This is a genomic window from Dyadobacter sp. AC419 (assembly GCF_979253085.1).
The window spans coordinates 113,588-130,809 of record NZ_CEEDCD010000004.1 but is presented as its reverse complement, the minus strand read 5'-3'; the positions used below and the strand labels follow the sequence as shown (position 1 = coordinate 130,809).

Below are 17,222 nucleotides of genomic sequence, written 5' to 3'. Positions count from 1 at the left end.
GTACGTTGGCATTTGAACTAAGCGCATCATCATGACAAAGACTTTGCAGACGGCGAATATACTGGCTTTAATTGTAACGGTAATTGTGAATTATTTGTCCAACACCGGCGTATTCAACGGTAACACCATGGCGACCGTGTCGGCCGAATATCAAAACTTTTTTACGCCTTCCGGCTATGCTTTCTCGATCTGGGGAGTGATTTACATTGGTCTGGCGGCATTCGTTATTTACCAGAGCAGAGGGCTTTTTAATGATAAAAGAGCGCCCGAAATGGTCGGCAAGATCGGCTGGTTATTTGTGATTTCCTGCATAGCAAACTGCCTTTGGATCGTCGCCTGGCTGTATGATTACACAGGCGCTTCGGTGCTGATTATGATTGTGTTGCTATCCTCACTTTTGGGCATTGTGCTGCGGACACGCATGGAACTTGACTTGATTTCACTTAAAAAAATCGCATTGGAATGGTGGCCTTTTGCATTGTATCTGGGCTGGATTACAGTTGCATTAATTGCGAATGTCGCTGCCTATCTGACCAAGATCGGATGGGACGGATTCGGCATTTCGGCCGCCACCTGGACGATCATTATGATCTGCGTGGCAGGACTTGTGCAGCTTTTCCTAACCTGGAACCGCAATTTGCGTGAAGCGGCAATTGTAGGCGCGTGGGGATTAGCGGCCGTTGCCGTGGCCAATTGGAATGAAAACCAATCCATCGCATTCACAGCCGTGGCGGTGGTTGCCGTGATCGTGATCAGCAGTGGAATACACGGGTTTCTGAACAAAGGAAAGCATTATGCAGGTGAAGCTGAAGGGTTCAAAAGCCGCTAAACGACTTTGTTCACACCTGGAATTTTTACCACAAAATAGCCAAGCAAAAAAGTTAAAAACACGCTGGCCGGTGCAACAATCAACAGCTTCACAGCGGGGTCTACCGGCCAGTTTTTCAGAAGCAGGGAAAGACAGACGAGGACAAATGGATGCAGAATGTAAACGGCAAATGCGCAACGCGACATTTTATTCATAAAAACGGACGGCGTATTCAGATTGTTTTTTCCGAATGCGAGTAAAGCTGCCATAATGGAGACGCCGGTGATTTGTTCCCAAAAGGCATATACGGCAGCCTCAATGTGCAAGCCGCCCACGAAAAATGCAAGCGGATTACCAGATATGGCTTGTACTGCAAAAATTGCAGGAAGCCCGAAAATAATGAGGCAGGGAACAATGATAAAAAGCTTGCGATAGCGCCGGTCTTCAATCAGCGAAATCCATTTGTTTTCCGCAGCAATGATTCCCAAGATAAACAGGGCAATATATTGCGGAAAATGTCCAAGCTGAAAGCCAAGCGGTTTCAGTTCCCAGCCAACAGGAAAGACAAGCCTCACCAGAAATGTGACTGCTCCTAACCCGATTCCGAAAAGCAAAATGTGCATTACTGCCGGTAACTTCCAGGCTTGCACTGGTGCGTGAAAAACCTTTTGCCAGATTACATAACAAACCGAAAACAGTAACAGCGCAACCACAAACCACAAAACCCCGACATTGATCCAGCCATCATACACTGACAAAAAATGCAGAAATGTAATGTCATGCGCACCGGCATAGCGGTAAACCAAGAAATTCATGACCGTTGCGAGGATAATAGAATAGAACAGCACGGGAATTCCAAGTCGGAAAAAGCGGTCTTTCAAGAAAAGCTTTGCTCCTTTTTTCCTGTAAGATCCTGGGATAAATAATGCGGAAAGGAAGAAGAAAAACCCCATGAAAAAAGACTGATTAACCGAGACGAACATCGTCATCGCTATTGCCGCGCCCTTAATAGTGGTTTTTTCAAAATAATACCATCCGCCCGGCGCTCCGTAAGTCACAAATGCATGATGCAAAATGACCAGTGCCGTCAGTAAAACTTTCAGATAATCGATATAAACGATTTTGCCATTGGGCTGTTCGGGAACCAATGCAGACGGCGTGTTGTGGAGTGACATTTGCGAATTTAAAAAATAAACGCAGATGCTCTAAGCCTCCGCGTGTAATTGATGAATCCTGCGAAATGCCTTTTGCAGCACTTCCTTTATAACTTCGAGCTTCATTGGCTTGGCCATGTAATCGTCCATGCCAATGCTGATATATTTCGCCCGGTCTTCATCTAATGCATTGGCTGTCAGCGCTACAATATAAGGAAGCGGACCATGCTGCTTCCGAATGGCTTCCGTGGCTTCAAGTCCGTCCATTTCGGGCATTTGCACATCCATGAGGACGATGTCAAAACGTTCACGTGTGAGCGCTGTCAACACTTCCAGGCCGGTTTGCACGATGAAAACCTCATAACCCAGCTTTCTCAACACATAATCAATGAATTTTTGGTTAACCGCATTGTCTTCGGCAACCATAATGCGCATGGGATAATGTGAGGCAAATGAAGTGTCGAGCAACCGGTTCTCCGGTTGTGAGCCAGGCTGCGAAAGTTGCTTGTCCGCAATCTTATCCGTGTAGCGCGTTGTGATGAAAAAGTGAAATGACGAGCCTTTTCCGTATTCGCTTTCCACCCGGATTTCGCCGCCCATTAAGCGGACCAACCGCTCGCAGATGACCAATCCCAGGCCCGTGCCGCCATATTTCCGGTTAACAGATGAATCCACCTGCGAAAACGCCTGAAACAAATTCGACAAATTATCAGCCTTAATGCCAATGCCGGTGTCTTTTACAGTAAATCCAACACCGATTTCCCCGTGTTCCGGTTCTTCGTGCTTATATACGCGCACATAAACTTCGCCCTGGCTTGTGAACTTCAACGCATTATTGATCAAATTGGTCAAAACCTGCTTTAATCTTGTGCTGTCGCCGATCAGGAAATGCGGAAGGCATTCTTCCAATTCATAACGCAAGCTGACCTTTTGCTTTGAAGCCTGTAAGTCAAACAAATCCATCATTTCTTCCAGCACAAGCCGCAGTTCAAATTCATGCGCTTCTAGGTCTATTTTCCCTGATTCGATCTTTGAAAAATCAAGGATATCATTGATGACATTAACCAAAGTTTCGCCGCAAGTGGCAATGATCCGCGTGTAATCCCGCTGCTCCTCAGACAGTTCGGTTTCAGAAAGCAACGCCGTCATACCGATAACGCCATTCATTGGTGTCCTGATCTCGTGACTCATTGTGGCGAGAAAAATGCTTTTGGCCTGATTGGCGCGCTCGGCCTCTTCCCGGGCGATCTGGGCCTGCTCATGCTGCTCATAAAGCTCTTCCGTTTGCACCCGCAGTTCCTCGGATTGAGACTGCAACTCTTCGTTTAATGCCTGTAAATGATCCGATTGCGCATGCAACTCCTCTGCCTGGCGCTGCACCATCACCGTCCGCTCTTCCACCAATTGTTCCAGCATTGCTTTCTTTCGAACAATGGCATTCACACGATAACTATACAGCCAGTAAACAATCCCCGCAATGATCAAAAAAACTAATAAGCGGAACCACCAGGTTGCCCAGAAAGGCGGCTTCACAATGATGAGCAGGCTTTTTGGACTGGTTACCCATTCGCCCGAAATGTTTTGTGCTTTGATTTTGAACCTGAAATCGCCGGGTGACAAATTGGTATAAATGGCCGTATTCTTATTCCCGACATAATTCCATTCCTGGTCAAAACCTTCCAATATATACGCGTAGTTTTTTTGCGATGAAACAAAATCCAATGCTGTATAATCAATGGATATGAAGGACTGATCGTGGGATAATGTGATTTCGCTGGCTTCTGAAATGTCAACGGGCAATTTCACCTTGTTACTGTCCTTGCCCGAAACCTGACCGTCGCGGCTGAAAATTTTAAAGTTGGTGATAACGATCGGATAAGTCCCGTGATCGCGGCGAATGTCGAGCGGCTGGAATTTGTTGAAACCATTCACCCCACCAAAATACAAGTTGCCTTCCTTGTCCCGATAAGCCGCTTTTTGCTTGAATTCTCTCGCCTGCAAACCATATTCGACGGAGTAATTTTTAAACTTTTCGAGTTTCGGATCAAACATCGACAGCCCGCCATTTGTGCTGATCCAAAGCATTCCGGCCTCATCCGTCACAAGTGCTTCAACCACATTGGCGATCAATCCCTGTGCGGTTGTATATTTTTTAAACTTCCCGGTCGCAGGATCAAACCGGACGAGGCCTTTCAATGTGGCCAGCCAGAAAATCCCGGATTTATCTTCTACTATGCAGTTAATAGCGCTGTTGGAAACGCGCATATTTTCCGAAACTTTAAACCTCGTAAAGTTATCCAGATCAGGATTATAGCGGTTGAGCTGCCCTTCGTCGGTGCCTAGCCACAACGTTCCTTTTTTATCGGTAAAAAAGCAATTAATGGTGTTGTCTGACAATGTTTTAATGTCGTCCGGATCGCTTAAATAATGTTTAAATGCTTTCGTTTCCGGATCGTAAGCGTCCACTCCTTCGCCGTAAGTGCTGATCCAGATTTTGTTATCGGGCGTCTTTGCCAGCGCATAAATGTTGTCGTTATAGATGCCATTGGCAACATTCGGCCTGTGTTTGAAAACGGTTGAGCGGCATGTTTTCGGATCAAACAAATTCAGTCCGTCGCCCCAGGTCCCTATCCAAAGCTTTTCGTCTGCACCGGGCAAAATAGCCAGCACAAAGTCTCCTGACAAGCCGGATTTTTCCTGACGGTAAGCCGTAAAATTTTGTGTTGTTTTGTCAAATAAATTGAGTCCTCCTCCGTCCGTCCCAATCCAGAAACTGCCATTTTTATCTTCATAAAAACACAGGACAGCATTGTTGGACAAACTGTTTTTCTGATGCGCTGTGCCGGAAATGTTCGAAACTGTTATTGCTGTTATAAATGCTCAAACCGGCACTGTAAGCGGCAAGCCAGAAATTATTCTGTCGGTCTTTAAAGATGCAATCAACCGAATTTCCGGCAACGCTGCTGAGATCAACTTCGTCGTGCGTGTGCGATTTGAATGTCCATTTATTTGTATCCAGAATATTCAGGCCGCCATTTTCCGTCCCAATCCAGATCTCGCTGCCATTTTCATTGATGCTCGTAATGTTGTTGTGGGACAATGTGGCTGGATTTTTAGGATCATGCAGAAAGCGACGAAATGTGCCTTTCTCTGGTTCGTAAAGGTTGAGTCCTGCCCCGTAAGTCCCTACCCAAATGCGGCCCTTGCTATCTTGAAAAACATAACGCACCTCATTCCCGGATAATGAGCCTGGATTTTTATTGTCGAAAAGAAATCGCTTGAAAGTGTTTGTGCGCCTGTCCAGCAGGTTTAAGCCCGCAGATGTTCCTGCCCATATGTTGTCCTGCCTGTCACAAAAAACCGTGTTGACATTGTCGCTGCTGAGGCTGTTGATCTTGGTGGAATCGAGTTTGAAGTGTCGGGTTACCTCGCCTTTTTCGGGATCAAAAAGGTCCAGGCCGCCCGTTGTCGCGATCCACATTTTGCCGCCCTTGTCAAAAGTAATGCGGTTAATGAAGTCACCGGAAATGCTTTTCTGGTCTTTTTCTTTTGAAGTTGAAAGCCTTAAAATTCCTCCTCGTTTTATCCAGCACATTAAGCCCGCCGCCGCTGGTCGCAATCCACACGTTGCCCGACTTGTCTTCGGCCAGGCAGGTTACGAAATCATTGCTGAGGCTGTTCTTGTTATCTTCTTCGTTTTTGTAAACATTGAATGAATGGCCGTCATAGCGGTTTAGCCCACCATTCGTGCCAATCCAGATAAAGCCTTTGCTATCCTGCATCAGGCAGTTGACATTGTTATTAAGAAGTCCGTTTTCGGCGGAAATGTGTCTGAAATGTATGGGTTTGCTTTGTGTGAAGGCCGTTAATGCCATACACTGCATTAAAAGCGCATAAAAAAACCGGTAAAAATTCAGCTTCATGCTTTTAGAGGAGACGTAAAACTACTTTGCAAATTTTGTAGTAATATACACCTAATCTCGCATTTTACTTCCTTTCGAAATGCAATCTGATGAAAATTAGAAGGTTGGAATGTCTTATTAATTCTTGAAATAAGAAAACAAGAACTTAGCACACAAATTTATTCTTGTAAGCTCTAAAACGCTTTATTTTTTTGATATAAATCTTTTGCATCACATTCATGAAGTAATGATGTGCTATTGCATATTTAAGGCTCTTTTCATGAAGCCACCGAGGAAGCTGGCTACAAAGGTCAGGATTACTGAGCCGTAGAGACTGAAATTTTCGAGCTCGCGTTCTGCTTCACTTGTCGGCTGGGAGGTGAATAAGAAGTATCCTGCCAAAATCAGGGCACATTGCATCAAGGCAAGCAGCCATCCTTTGTAAGGCTCGGCAAAGCCGATGATAATGGCGGAAAAAACAGCGACGAGATAAGGCAAGTGAATGCTTTCCGCATCCTTCACAACTGCAACAACCAAAGCGCTCGTAAAAAATACCATTGATGCGCTGATGATCAGTTTTTTATCAAAAAACGGCGGCTTAATGACGTCAGATTTCGAATTGCTATTTCTGATTTTTCAGCCAACCGTTTTTCTGAATCAAAGTCTGCTTGCGCCTCCTCGTTGCGTTCCAATTTTTGAAAAGCTTCTCCGCGCCAGCGATAAGGCTCCGGAGCTGTTTCCTGCGCATTTGTAACTGCTTTATTGAATGCTGCAAGCGCAATTTCAGGCTTTCCATCTTCGAGATAAAGTTTGCCCAGTTCAAGATGTGCCCGGAAAACCTCGTCGTCCAGGCTCACCGCTTTTTGAATGTCCGCGAATGCTGCCGCGCGATCGCCTCTTCCTTTTTCTGCCAAACCTCTGTATAAATGAGCGACGCTAGATCCCGGCTTTTCTGCTGCACGCGCGTGAAAATAATCGTAAGCTTGCTCGAAATCCCCGCTTTTCAAAAGTGCAATTCCCGGTGCGAATGCAGCCTCTTCCTTCTCGGATTTGGAGCGGAGATCCGCATAATTTCTTAAATAATATATGTAGCCAAAAAATGTAATGACGACGAGCAGTTCCAGCATAAGTTTTCTTCGTTACGGCTTTCTGAAATTTCGCGCAAGTTAACAAAAACCAGTCCTGACCTGACGCTAACAAATAGCCACCCGCGTAACCCGTAGAATTTCTTACACGGAATCTGACTTATCGGCCCATGAAGCCGCTGGAAAGTAATTTTATAAGGACTGCGCCCGGCTGAAATCAGCCAAACATTCATCAACAAAAAAAGCAATATGGATTTTATAGAAATTCTCGGCCTTGTGGCTGGGATCTGCACATCCTCGGCAGTCGTGCCGCAATTGGTAACAACCGTTAAAAAGAAAAAGGCGAGCGAGGTTTCAACCCTGATGTTCGTCGTATTGCTGACCGGTAATGCGCTCTGGGTTTATTATGGAGTCGATAAGAAAGATGTTCCCATTATCGCGACCAACATTTTCACCATTTGCCTGAACATTGCGATGCTTTTTCTTAAATATAAATACAAAGGAAACGAATGACATTAGCTATGCATGGGCTGCAACGTGGTCTGTCCGTCACTTTCCGCATTGGTCTGAAACGTTAATTCCAGCTTGGCCAGAATGGATTGCCGCTCGCCTTCATGCAGCATCGCCTTTTTCAGTAATGTGCCGATTTCGGAATAACCACAACTTTGAGCGGCATTGAACGCTGATGTATATAGCGCAATCTGAAAGCTGACAAATTCTTTCGCTTTCTTTACCAGTTTCAGGTCATGTTCGACCGGATCATCCTGTGGTTCTTCAAGCAGCGCGCTTCGCAGACTGGATCAATGCTCTCAGAGCAGTGGGCCGCTGCCCCGGCCGCTCGCCCAGCAGTTTGAAGATTTTTTTGAGATGGCCAATGTGCTCATCGGTTTGCGCCGCATATAAATCAAATGTTGCCGTAACCTCAGGCGACACAGACGCTTTGGCGAATGATGGAATCGCTTTCAGCAAAAGCTGGTCGGCCGCATACAAATCCTGCAAATCTTCGAAGAGCGACCGCTGCGCCTTATGATGTTGTAAATCCAGATGGTGATAATTCCGTGACATATCAATTTTTCTTTATGCCGCCCGCATGCGTCTGACGTTCGGCAACCGTTTCAGAACGGGAGACGTGCTTTCATAAAAACTGTTCCAAAACTGCCTTAAAAGCCGAAAAAGCCTCATTTTTTTATCTTATAAAAACAGTCTCAACATTCCCGTGTAAAAAATCGACGGTAACCACAGGTATTTTATACAGCCATTATTGGTACAAAAATTATATGCGATGCCACTCAACAAAAGCATATCAACAAACTAGACAATGAAGAAAGAAGAGATTATCCCGGCGACTGGCAGCGGATATTATTTGGGGAGGCGCCGCCCATTTTTTTGCTTGAAGTTTTGCTGCGGACAATTGTTATTTATTTTGTGCTGTTAGCCATTGTGAGGCTAATGGGCAAGCGAATGGGCGGTCAGCTGACCATCTCGGAACTTGCGGTAATGGTTACACTCGGGGCCATTGTGGCGCCCGGCATGCAGTTGCCTCAAATCGGCGTCCTGCTTACTGTTATGGTCCTGATTTGCGCACTTACGTTTCAGCGTAGTCTGAATTTTGCGGAGTATAAAAGTCCGAAATTTGAGGAAGTCAGCCAGGGCACGATCAGTATCCTGGTCAAAGACGGCGTCATCAATCTGGATGAGATGGCTAAAACCAAAGTGTCGCGCCAGCAGCTTTTTTCCGTAATCCGGAGCAAACACATTTACAATCTGGGTGGCATTGACAGGGTTTACCTGGAGGCTTGCGGAATGTTTAGTATTTACCAAAGCAAAGAACCGGCGCCCGGATTATCGATTTTCCCGCCTGACGATGAAGCCATTAAACTGTTTTCGCAGGAACTGACCGACGGTGTTGTCGTGTGCCTGAATTGCGGAAAGACAGTTGATGAAGACAAAGCGAAAGACGTCTGTCCTAAGTGCAAAGCAAATCACTGGGAAAAAGCTGCGTTGGAAAGAGACATTGAGCCCACACCTGAAACTGAAAAACGATGAAACCCGAAGACATAAATATTTCCGATTGGCAGCGCATTGTTGTCGGCAACGTCCCGGGTGGCTTTTATCTTGAAGTCATTTTCAGAGTCGTAGTTGTTTATCTCCTGCTCATGGTTTCCATGCGGTTGATGGGAAAAAGAATGGCCTCTCAGCTCAGCCGCAATGAAATGATCGCGCTGGTGTCACTCGCAGCAGCGATTGGTATTCCCATTCTGTCACCCGACCGGGGCGTGTTGCCTGCCATTGTGATTGCCATTGTAGTGGTTTCCGTGCAGCAGCTCGTGGCGTGGTTAGCAACCAGAAACGAACGTCTTGAATCTATGACGCAAGGCAATGTAACGGTTTTGGTTGGAGACGGCGTGCTTAACCTTCCAAATATGAAGTTGACGGGCATCTCGCGGGAGCGCGTATTTGCGCAGCTCCGGAATAATGACATTCTTCAACTGGGACAAGTAAAGCGGCTTTATTTCGAAGCGGGTGGTTCTTTTACGCTTATCAAGGACGTTGAAGTGGCGCCGGGATTGGGTGTGCTCCCGGAATGTGACAAGGATTTTTGGAGACGCGTTTACAAAGAGCAGGACAAGTATATCTGCAAGAATTGTGGTAAAGATGCCAAACCGGGAACGAACTGTGGAAACTGCGGCAGCGATGAGATAATCAAAGCGGTTGCCGCAAGGTAAAAGATTGTGATGCAGCGGTTACTCGCTGCATCACAATGTATTTCTGTTAACCCAAGGCTGAAAGAACGCGTTGACGCTCAATCACTTCCTGTTGCTTTTCATATATTGCCGGCTCAATGACGTCCCGAATGTTGTCATTAAATTCCTGTAAACCTTGTGAAACGTCTGCTAGCATCAGCTGCAAGGATTCGGTCATCGCATTGTGTTTCCTAATGATCTGTTTTGGATTGCTTTCGTAATTCGGATACTCAGCGAGGATCATTTTACTGCCCGCATCCAGCAGCCATTCCGCTTCAATCGGGTCGAAAGCTGCGCGAGGCTTACACCCGAGCAGGAAACTTTCACCGGTAAACGGATATTGATAAACTAACACTTTAACCTTCAATTTTTTATTTGGATTGCCGCCTGGCCTTAATGCTGATGCAGGATAAATCCGGTCAACAGTAATTGAGCGGCCGGCCAGAAAATCGACCTGTGGAATTTGAAGTTGTCTCTGTTGTGCGAGGGCGTCAATGTGACCAGGTAAGTTTTCTGCTGAGAAATATGCATCAGGCCATTGATTCACTTCCTTGACAATGTCCATTTTTTCTTTGTAAAAAAGGACGTCCATATCGTACTGAGAAAACAATTTGATCTTTTGCATGTTCATGTAATTGTGGATGTAGATAGCCTATGTTAGTGGTCCCGAAAAAAATTAAGTATTTTTTAATCTCGCAAAAACCCGTGCCATCTGCATCATTTAAACGCTTTGATAAGTTTCCTCGTTACTGATTGACAACCTCGCGCGCTGACCCTGGAAATCGCAGTTGCGATGGTATGTTTATTATACAAAAATTTGCTTTTCGCCAATGCCATTTTTAACATGAAAAAAGGAGTATACATAGTGGATGACAACCCGGATCATCACTTCTTGCTTTATAAAGTAATTAAGGGATTTTCGGGAGAATGCCCCGTCCGATTTTTTGAAGATGGGAAAGTGCTTTACCGCCACCTCGAATCATTAGCCAGACAAGAGCGTACTGACCAGATTCCCGGGTTACTGATCGTTGACCTGAACATGCCGGGCATGAACGGATTGCAATTGCTCAAATTATTACGGCAGCCCAAGCCCGAAATGGAAGGTTTTTATACGGATCTGCCGGTTGTGATCATGAGTGCCGAAACGGGTGAAGACAAAATTCAGCAGTGCTATCAGCATGGCGCTAACGCTTACATTGTGAAACCCATGGACTTTGAAGAAGTGCGTTACACCATGCAATCTATTTTCCGCTTCTGGCTTGGCGCTGATATGCAGCTCGTGGAGGTTCCGCAACTCACATTTAAACAAAACTAAATCTAGTAAGCATTTGATTCGGCAAGCTGTTAATGCTGCGTCAGGAATGCTTTCATGCGGTCGTTCCGCACGTAAATTCGTTCGTCGTGAATCGTGGAAGCGAGTTTGTAATGCTGTGCAATGAAATCACCAACACCTGGCGTATGCTCATGCGTGAAGCGCGTGGTGTCATTAAACCAAAACGATTGCGGCGTGATCTGATCCACCAGAACGACCGGTTTCCTCAACTTCAAATCACTTAAATATTTGGCAAGATAAGCGCGCCGGTGGCTGTTTGCAGTCAGGATCCGGTATGCGATCACGTCACCTGTGGCCTGGCTCAGTCTGGTTTCCAAATGGTAAGACGGGTGCCAGCCCCAGATCGTAATAGCTTCTCCCGGCAATGTATAGCGCATAATTTCCTTCGAAACAGGTGATATAGTCAAAGGTTTACCCAAGTCAGCATGATTGATCCGCGCATCAGTTTTCACTGCATAACCACCGATTGAAGCCAGCTTGCCAAGCACATGTGGCGCCATTAAAATACACGCCCAAACTCCGAGAACAAGCTGCAATTTACGCGCCTTCCAAAAAGATGATAAAAACACAGCTTCCAGAAGCACACCGGTAAATATGCCGATCGGAATGATGACAAATTGCTGATAGTGCGGAAATAAATAGCCCGATTTGATCACGGCATAAAACGCGGTCAGGATATGCAGCAGTCCAAACCAAAAGAGCAGGTTTTTGAAATCCAGCATCTTTCTTGCGCGTAACAATGTATATGCGGCATACATGACGAGGAGAAAATAGCCTGCAATCAGGTAAGAAAACTGGCCTGAATTTCTCAGAAAATGCAGATAATTAAGCGCTTTTTCCCAAATGCTCCCACCGCTGGAATATTGGAAATTTCCCAAAACATAAAAATTCCAAAGATATTGAATTGCCCCAAAGCGAACGGCCAGAATGATCACAATAGCCGGGAACAACAAGCCGCCAAAAGCAAGGGCGACGAGCGAAAGCGCTTTGTCTTTGCCGCGAAGAAGAACGACAATGCCGGCAAAAAGAACGATCAGCATAGCCGTAGGAACGCCCTGTAATTTGGCAAAAGGCACCATGCCCGCGAGCAGTCCAAGCAAAAAGAAATTACTTTTTTCAGGTTGCAGCTGCCTGTACAAAAGAGAAAACAGCCAGAAACACAGCGAGAGCAGGCAAAGGCACACATATTCATTATAAAGCGTTGAAAACGCGCCCTGGCTTAACACATAGAAAAAAGCAATGGGCATAAAGGCTAACAACGCCGCAGGAAAGGAAAAGAGATTCCGTAATGTGCAGAAAGTGGCTGTTAATGTGAGACTCAGGATGACAAAGCCGAGCAGGCGGGCGGAAGTGTAATCGAAGGGCAAGCCGAACCATGAAGGAATAATGAGGCAGTAACTGGCGAGCGGACCCTGTGTGAGGCCATCGACGTATTTCCAGTAAATCCAGTAGTTTTTTAAGCTGAGTGCCTGCGCAAGCATCTGACTTTCATCCACATCCATCTCCCGATTGTAAGCAATGAAGGGATAGCGCATAAATAATAAAATCGCAAAAAATGCGGCTGTCCAAGCCCAGCCTACACTTTGAAAATGCGCTTCGCCGTCAAACTTCTTCCGAATAAATGTGAGGGAAAACAGGAGCACCAATACAAATCCTGTCAATGTGTAATTCGTGAGCCATCCATCAAAGCTTAGCATCGTTGAGCAGTTTGAAACGAAGATACAAAAATGTATCTCAAATTTCCGTTATCTGCTTTGTAACGAACTGATTAATATTACTTTGAGGCAAGTGAACCATTGCCGGTAACGCTCTGCTGGATGCCGTTCTGGATCATGGTAAAATGCATATCCATAACGCAATGCGATTTATCGTAATCGCGCAAAAATAATTTCAATGTGCGGCGCTCATCGTAGAGTTTCGCCAGCGCTTTTTTGTCTTTGGTGATCGAAATCTCACGGTCAATGTCGTCAATGTCCTGACCGTACATGCCCATGTTTGAAAAATCCTGATCAGCGGAAATGTATTGCTCGGCGCCAGGGCTTAAAGTCCTGACATTGTCGATGGTACAAGTATAATTTCCATCTTTTATATCAATTATCACGCGATAACTGAATGACTTGAAGCGAGCAGAAGTGATGGGTTCCGTATCCTGCAAAACCAGCTGACCTGAGCCAGCATCGTCAATACGGATTACTTGTCTGTGATTCGGATATTTCTTGATAACCCACGATTTGATGGCATTGTAACTTTTTTCCCGTGATTGACCCGTTTGAACGGCTTTTGTCTGCGTGATTTCACCCGTAAATCGGTTGTAAGGAAGCCCAGGCTTTTGAGCATGGCCTGGCCGGGCAAAAAGTAAAAGGAGAACAATGAAGATCGTTGAGGGTAGGAATCGCATGATTATCGTTGACTATATATCGTAAAAGAGATAAGTAATTCTACGACATTCCTTCAAAATAATCAAACAATTATCCTATAAATTTTCGGTTACATAACTTGACAAACCGCCCCAATTAGCGGCCTGTCAAGCTTTTGTCCAATTTAGATCTTAACGCTCTTACCCGAAGCGACCGACTTGTAAATCGCCTCCACCACACGAATGTCACGGAGTCCTTCTTCTCCCGGTGCAATGAGTTCGGCATTGGTCATAATTGCTGTGCAATCTTCGTCCATCTGCTTGGCTTGCTGACTTTTGATCGGGAAATCGATGATCGTTCCGTCCGACATGCTGCCTTTGTTGCCGCTGTAACCAGACTGCGGCTCCATTTTTAGCCAGCCCTTTTCATAGCTCACCTGCAAGTAATTCATATTGATGCCAAAGCTCGTCTGGCAGGCAGCGCGCGCACCGCTTGGGAAATCGAGCATGAACATCATGGTTTCTTCCACTTCCTTATAAATGTCGGGACGCGTTGTGGACGCCTGTGCAATGACGCTGATCGGCTCTTCGCCGGTCGCGAGCCTGGCGCCTTGCAATGCATAAACGCCCATATCGCCCATGACGCCGCCGCCCAAAGATTTTTTCTGTTTCCAATGGTCCGTCCGCGCGTCAAAGTAACCCGCAGCGCTGTTCACCATTTTCACTTTGCCAAATTTCTGGCTCTTTCGCCACCTTCATATAAGCCTGAATGTTAGGATCATGCTGGCAGCGGTAGCCGATCGCAAGTTTCACCTTATTGCTTTTGCAAGCGCTGATCATTGCCTCACAGTCGGCAACCGAAGGCGCCATTGGTTTTTCACAAAATACATGCTTACCCGCTTTCGCTGCGCGCACCACAAATTCCCTGTGCATAGATGGCGGCAAAACCACGTACACAATGTCAATGTCCGGATTATTGGCGATCTGGTCGAAGTTCTTGTAGTTGTAAATGTTTTTGTCAGGAATATTGTATTTCGTTTTCCACGCCTCGGCCTTGGCTGGTGTGCCGGTTGACGATGCCCGCCAAATAGCATTTTTCAGTCAATTGTAATGCTGGCGCGAGCAAGTCTGTGCTGTAATATCCCAGACCTACGAGGGCGATTCCGAGCTTGTCTTTCTTCGGCGAAGTCGACGCCAACAGTGGGTTACCGGAGCATAATGTGGCTGCGCTGGCCAATGTTAATGTGGATAAGAAATCTCGTCTTTCTAATAGCATCGGTGAACACTTTAAGTTTTTACTTTATGGGCTTTACAAATATGAATATTTAATTTAAAAACAAAAATTTGGATTATCCGTAGAATTAAGTTTACTTCGAGCATCATGTCACCGTTTGTAGATTCCTCTATCTGCTATGAAAAAAAACGCTCTACTTCTTTCTGACTTTCAGTGTGTTATTGCTTGGCTGCTCCCGGCACTTCTAAAAAATCAAATTGCACCAACCGACATTGTAAATCCGCAAGGCGAGCAATTGCGGATGGATCAGTTACTAAGAGAACTGTAAGGTAACCGGAGCTGATAAAATAACCTACGATTCAGCGCATAATGTTTATATGGTGAGTTTTCCGCAGACATTCAATGCTTCGGAAGCTGAGGTGATTTTGTCAATCGAAGTCGCAGGTTTCATTAATGGACGAAATGAACCAGCCAAAGGACGGTAATGTCATTAAATATCAATATCAAGGCACTTCTCCCCTGTATTTCGGAGTAAAAAACAAGGCGGACAACAATTTCTCTTACGGTTACATTTACTTCAATTTCTCGGGAACGCCTAAGATAGAATTGCTTCAAAAGGAAATTCAGATTAATGCCGAAGGCATCCAACTGCCTCTTCGTTTAAATGCAAAATCAGGCAGCAGCCCTGCTGCACCTGGTGCAGGAAATCACATTGTTAAGTTTACAAACAAGAAAACCGGCGTTTCGGGAGAGGCCGATTTCTATCCTGGCGATTCGCGCGTTTACCTGACAAATGCACCGGATCTGATCAGCAGCGACCCATTGACCATGGAAATCAGGCTTTATAATCATAATCCAGTTGTTTTCGAAGGGCTGATATTTAAAAGGGCGACGCCGATTGCGGGCATTAGTTCGTATGCTCCGTTTGAATACGTTCGCAAGGATACGATAAGGGCGGGTGGCGGATTCTTCTTGCCGGATCAAAAATACACCGTCAATATTTCCAGTGTTGCATTGAAATCACCTTTGACTGTTCCGGTGCGTGTAAGAGACGTGAACACATTAACGCTTGATAAAATACCGGAAAATTTGCCCGAAGGCTCGTTTCTGCTGTCCTATTATGAGGGAAACACATTGTTAGGAAAAGGTGCGATCCAAGTTTCCAAAGAAGCTAAGACAAAAGCATTGGAAAGCATTTGGAAAGGGGACATTAATCAAAGCCTCGACCGGAATATTGAACCGTTGACATTTAAAAGGGGCGACGTTTTTTATGCAAAGTCGTCACCCCTGATGTGGGTTTATAGTCAGGCTCCATTTGATGTCAATCACCTGCCAAAGCTCCGGCTCAAATCTCCCGAAAAGACGATTGACCTGTCGCCGGAACTGGAACGTTATTACTGGGCGATGGCAGGAGCTAGCATTGCGGTTGGGAAATACACCATCCCGGCAAATATGCCGACAGGCACTTACATCGTAAACGGCATTTATCCGGACACAACCCAATCAAAACCATATTGGTCAAGTATTGAGATCAAATAAAAAACCTTTTCTTACCAAAAACCATTAGGCCAGAACCTGCGCATTAACGCATGGGATTACTTCACTGCCGATCAGTTTGATGGTTTTCAGCAATTGCGCCTGCGTCAATCCCGCATTGTCCATCTGGAAAGTAAACCGGGAAATGCCGCCTAATGCTTCGCTATGGCGAACGATCTTGTCGGCCACTTCCTGCGGGCTGCCAATGACGTAAGCACCGAAATGACTCATCTGCGCATCAAAGCTCCGTCTGGTCACCGGCGGCCAGCCACGTTCCCGGCCTAATTTCGTGATGATTTCGGCGTGCCCCGGATAGTAATCTGCAATGGCCTGCTCGGTGGTTTCGCCCACATAACCAAACGAATGCAGTCCAACCTGTAACTGCTCCGGCGCAAATCCTGCATCTTTTCCGGCCTCGCGGTAAAGATCAATGAGCGGCCTGAACCGATGCGTTTCACCGCCGATAACAGCCACCATCAATGGCAAACCCAATGAACCCGCACGAATAAACGATTCAGGAGTTCCGCCTACGCCAAGCCAAACGGGCAATTGTTTTTGTAATGGTCTTGGATAAATCGGCTGGTTATCAAGCGCCGTACGAAACTTACCCGACCAGGTTACAAACTCATTATCCCGGATTTCGAGCAGCAGTTGCAGTTTTTCGATAAAAAGCTTGTCATAATCTTTCAAGCTAAAACCAAATAATGGAAATGCGTCCACCGAAGAACCACGGCCCACAACCATTTCGGCGCGGCCTTTGGAAATCAGATCCAGCGTGGCAAATTCCTGAAACACCCGCACGGGATCGGCGGCGCTTAACACAGCAACAGCACTTGTCAGTTTGATCTTCTTGGTCATAGCAGCCGCAGCAGCCAAGATCACAGCCGGTGCCGAATCCAGAAATTCCTTCTTGTGATGCTCACCAATCCCGAAAACGTCCAGGCCGGATTCATCGGCATAAGCGATCCGTTCCAATAATTCGCTCATGGCATCCACGCTGCTCAATGTCGTGCCGTTTTCAGTTCCCAACATCGCCGAAGCAAAACTGTCGATTCCGATTTCCATATATT

The 17,222-nt window shown here is 46.0% G+C and carries 17 protein-coding genes and 1 pseudogene; 6 read left to right on the top strand and 12 right to left on the bottom strand.

Features of this window, described 5'->3' with window-relative positions:
* The first annotated feature begins 31 nt into the window (after positions 1 to 31).
* A complete protein-coding gene (locus tag AC0IYG_RS02445; RefSeq protein WP_471709436.1) occupies positions 32 to 829 on the top strand; it encodes a TspO/MBR family protein in 798 nt (265 codons plus the stop codon).
* On the opposite strand, the gene AC0IYG_RS02440 is transcribed toward AC0IYG_RS02445, so the two are convergent.
* From AC0IYG_RS02440 to AC0IYG_RS02415, 6 genes are all read right to left on the bottom strand, one after another.
* Complete coding sequence (locus AC0IYG_RS02440) at positions 826 to 1,983, bottom strand: acyltransferase family protein (RefSeq protein WP_471709435.1); 1,158 nt, start codon at positions 1,981 to 1,983, stop codon at positions 826 to 828. The two genes, AC0IYG_RS02445 and AC0IYG_RS02440, sit on opposite strands and share 4 nt — an antisense overlap.
* 30 nt (positions 1,984 to 2,013) lie before the next feature.
* Positions 2,014 to 4,782 carry a hybrid sensor histidine kinase/response regulator gene (locus AC0IYG_RS02435; RefSeq protein ID WP_471709434.1) on the bottom strand — a complete coding sequence of 923 codons (2,769 nt, stop codon included), beginning with the start codon at positions 4,780 to 4,782 and terminating at the stop codon, positions 2,014 to 2,016.
* Positions 4,751 to 5,557 (bottom strand): ligand-binding sensor domain-containing protein, encoded by an 807-nt coding sequence (locus AC0IYG_RS02430; protein ID WP_471709433.1) that lies wholly within the window; start codon positions 5,555 to 5,557, stop codon positions 4,751 to 4,753. Before AC0IYG_RS02430 ends, AC0IYG_RS02435 begins: the two co-directional genes overlap by 32 nt.
* Positions 5,481 to 5,885 (bottom strand): ligand-binding sensor domain-containing protein, encoded by a 405-nt coding sequence (locus AC0IYG_RS02425; protein ID WP_471709432.1) that lies wholly within the window; start codon positions 5,883 to 5,885, stop codon positions 5,481 to 5,483. Before AC0IYG_RS02425 ends, AC0IYG_RS02430 begins: the two co-directional genes overlap by 77 nt.
* 234 nt (positions 5,886 to 6,119) lie before the next feature.
* Positions 6,120 to 6,422, bottom strand: coding sequence for a hypothetical protein (locus tag AC0IYG_RS02420; protein WP_471709431.1), 303 nt, complete (start codon positions 6,420 to 6,422; stop codon positions 6,120 to 6,122).
* Positions 6,423 to 6,436: 14 nt separating this feature from the next.
* On the bottom strand, positions 6,437 to 6,991 hold the full coding sequence (locus tag AC0IYG_RS02415; protein ID WP_471709430.1) for a hypothetical protein: 555 nt from the start codon (positions 6,989 to 6,991) through the stop codon (positions 6,437 to 6,439).
* Between the two features lie 207 nt (positions 6,992 to 7,198).
* Between AC0IYG_RS02415 and AC0IYG_RS02410 the strand changes: the two genes are divergently transcribed.
* On the top strand, positions 7,199 to 7,462 hold the full coding sequence (locus AC0IYG_RS02410) for a SemiSWEET family sugar transporter (RefSeq protein WP_471709429.1): 264 nt from the start codon (positions 7,199 to 7,201) through the stop codon (positions 7,460 to 7,462).
* A 261-nt stretch (positions 7,463 to 7,723) separates the two neighbouring features.
* Here AC0IYG_RS02410 and AC0IYG_RS02405 read toward each other — a convergent pair whose 3' ends face one another.
* A complete protein-coding gene (locus AC0IYG_RS02405) occupies positions 7,724 to 8,014 on the bottom strand; it encodes a DUF892 family protein (protein WP_471709428.1) in 291 nt (96 codons plus the stop codon).
* 360 nt (positions 8,015 to 8,374) lie between these two features.
* Between AC0IYG_RS02405 and AC0IYG_RS02400 the strand changes: the two genes are divergently transcribed.
* Together AC0IYG_RS02400 and AC0IYG_RS02395 are read left to right on the top strand one after the other, a co-directional pair.
* The gene (locus tag AC0IYG_RS02400; protein WP_471709427.1) at positions 8,375 to 8,995 is read left to right on the top strand and encodes a YetF domain-containing protein; all 621 of its coding nucleotides are present in this window, start codon (positions 8,375 to 8,377) and stop codon (positions 8,993 to 8,995) included.
* Positions 8,992 to 9,675, top strand: a complete 684-nt coding sequence (locus tag AC0IYG_RS02395; protein ID WP_471709426.1) for a DUF421 domain-containing protein — start codon at positions 8,992 to 8,994, stop codon at positions 9,673 to 9,675. The genes AC0IYG_RS02400 and AC0IYG_RS02395 overlap by 4 nt, the downstream gene beginning before the upstream one ends.
* A 46-nt stretch (positions 9,676 to 9,721) precedes the next feature.
* On the opposite strand, the gene AC0IYG_RS02390 is transcribed toward AC0IYG_RS02395, so the two are convergent.
* Positions 9,722 to 10,318 (bottom strand): hypothetical protein, encoded by a 597-nt coding sequence (locus tag AC0IYG_RS02390; protein ID WP_471709425.1) that lies wholly within the window; start codon positions 10,316 to 10,318, stop codon positions 9,722 to 9,724.
* Between the two features lie 219 nt (positions 10,319 to 10,537).
* Between AC0IYG_RS02390 and AC0IYG_RS02385 the strand changes: the two genes are divergently transcribed.
* Complete coding sequence (locus tag AC0IYG_RS02385; protein ID WP_471709424.1) at positions 10,538 to 11,008, top strand: response regulator; 471 nt, start codon at positions 10,538 to 10,540, stop codon at positions 11,006 to 11,008.
* A gap of 29 nt (positions 11,009 to 11,037) precedes the next feature.
* Here AC0IYG_RS02385 and AC0IYG_RS02380 read toward each other — a convergent pair whose 3' ends face one another.
* The 3 genes and pseudogenes from AC0IYG_RS02380 to AC0IYG_RS02370 form a co-directional block, all read right to left on the bottom strand.
* Positions 11,038 to 12,723 (bottom strand): hypothetical protein, encoded by a 1,686-nt coding sequence (locus AC0IYG_RS02380; protein WP_471709423.1) that lies wholly within the window; start codon positions 12,721 to 12,723, stop codon positions 11,038 to 11,040.
* 77 nt (positions 12,724 to 12,800) lie between these two features.
* On the bottom strand, positions 12,801 to 13,424 hold the full coding sequence (locus tag AC0IYG_RS02375; RefSeq protein WP_471709422.1) for a DUF4468 domain-containing protein: 624 nt from the start codon (positions 13,422 to 13,424) through the stop codon (positions 12,801 to 12,803).
* Positions 13,425 to 13,567: 143 nt separating this feature from the next.
* Positions 13,568 to 14,658: pseudogene (locus tag AC0IYG_RS02370) on the bottom strand (Gfo/Idh/MocA family protein).
* Between the two features lie 420 nt (positions 14,659 to 15,078).
* On the opposite strand from AC0IYG_RS02370, the gene AC0IYG_RS02365 reads away from it, so the two are divergent.
* Positions 15,079 to 16,155, top strand: coding sequence for a hypothetical protein (locus AC0IYG_RS02365; protein ID WP_471709421.1), 1,077 nt, complete (start codon positions 15,079 to 15,081; stop codon positions 16,153 to 16,155).
* Between the two features lie 24 nt (positions 16,156 to 16,179).
* Here AC0IYG_RS02365 and AC0IYG_RS02360 read toward each other — a convergent pair whose 3' ends face one another.
* Positions 16,180 to 17,217, bottom strand: coding sequence for an Atu2307/SP_0267 family LLM class monooxygenase (locus tag AC0IYG_RS02360; protein ID WP_471709420.1), 1,038 nt, complete (start codon positions 17,215 to 17,217; stop codon positions 16,180 to 16,182).
* Positions 17,218 to 17,222 lie beyond the last annotated feature (5 nt).

Excerpts from the sequence above, each read along its gene's own strand:
- AC0IYG_RS02445 (WP_471709436.1), top strand. The coding sequence starts at position 32 with ATGACAAAGACTTTGCAGACGGCGAATATACTGGCTTTAATTGTAACG.
- AC0IYG_RS02440 (WP_471709435.1), bottom strand. The coding sequence starts at position 1,983 with ATGTCACTCCACAACACGCCGTCTGCATTGGTTCCCGAACAGCCCAAT.
- AC0IYG_RS02430 (WP_471709433.1), bottom strand. The coding sequence starts at position 5,557 with ATGTGCTGGATAAAACGAGGAGGAATTTTAAGGCTTTCAACTTCAAAA.
- AC0IYG_RS02425 (WP_471709432.1), bottom strand. The coding sequence starts at position 5,885 with ATGAAGCTGAATTTTTACCGGTTTTTTTATGCGCTTTTAATGCAGTGT.
- AC0IYG_RS02420 (WP_471709431.1), bottom strand. The coding sequence starts at position 6,422 with ATGGTATTTTTTACGAGCGCTTTGGTTGTTGCAGTTGTGAAGGATGCG.
- AC0IYG_RS02415 (WP_471709430.1), bottom strand. The coding sequence starts at position 6,991 with ATGCTGGAACTGCTCGTCGTCATTACATTTTTTGGCTACATATATTAT.
- AC0IYG_RS02410 (WP_471709429.1), top strand. The coding sequence starts at position 7,199 with ATGGATTTTATAGAAATTCTCGGCCTTGTGGCTGGGATCTGCACATCC.
- AC0IYG_RS02405 (WP_471709428.1), bottom strand. The coding sequence starts at position 8,014 with ATGTCACGGAATTATCACCATCTGGATTTACAACATCATAAGGCGCAG.
- AC0IYG_RS02395 (WP_471709426.1), top strand. The coding sequence starts at position 8,992 with ATGAAACCCGAAGACATAAATATTTCCGATTGGCAGCGCATTGTTGTC.
- AC0IYG_RS02390 (WP_471709425.1), bottom strand. The coding sequence starts at position 10,318 with ATGCAAAAGATCAAATTGTTTTCTCAGTACGATATGGACGTCCTTTTT.
- AC0IYG_RS02385 (WP_471709424.1), top strand. The coding sequence starts at position 10,538 with ATGAAAAAAGGAGTATACATAGTGGATGACAACCCGGATCATCACTTC.
- AC0IYG_RS02380 (WP_471709423.1), bottom strand. The coding sequence starts at position 12,723 with ATGCTAAGCTTTGATGGATGGCTCACGAATTACACATTGACAGGATTT.
- AC0IYG_RS02375 (WP_471709422.1), bottom strand. The coding sequence starts at position 13,424 with ATGCGATTCCTACCCTCAACGATCTTCATTGTTCTCCTTTTACTTTTT.
- AC0IYG_RS02365 (WP_471709421.1), top strand. The coding sequence starts at position 15,079 with ATGAACCAGCCAAAGGACGGTAATGTCATTAAATATCAATATCAAGGC.
- AC0IYG_RS02360 (WP_471709420.1), bottom strand. The coding sequence starts at position 17,217 with ATGGAAATCGGAATCGACAGTTTTGCTTCGGCGATGTTGGGAACTGAA.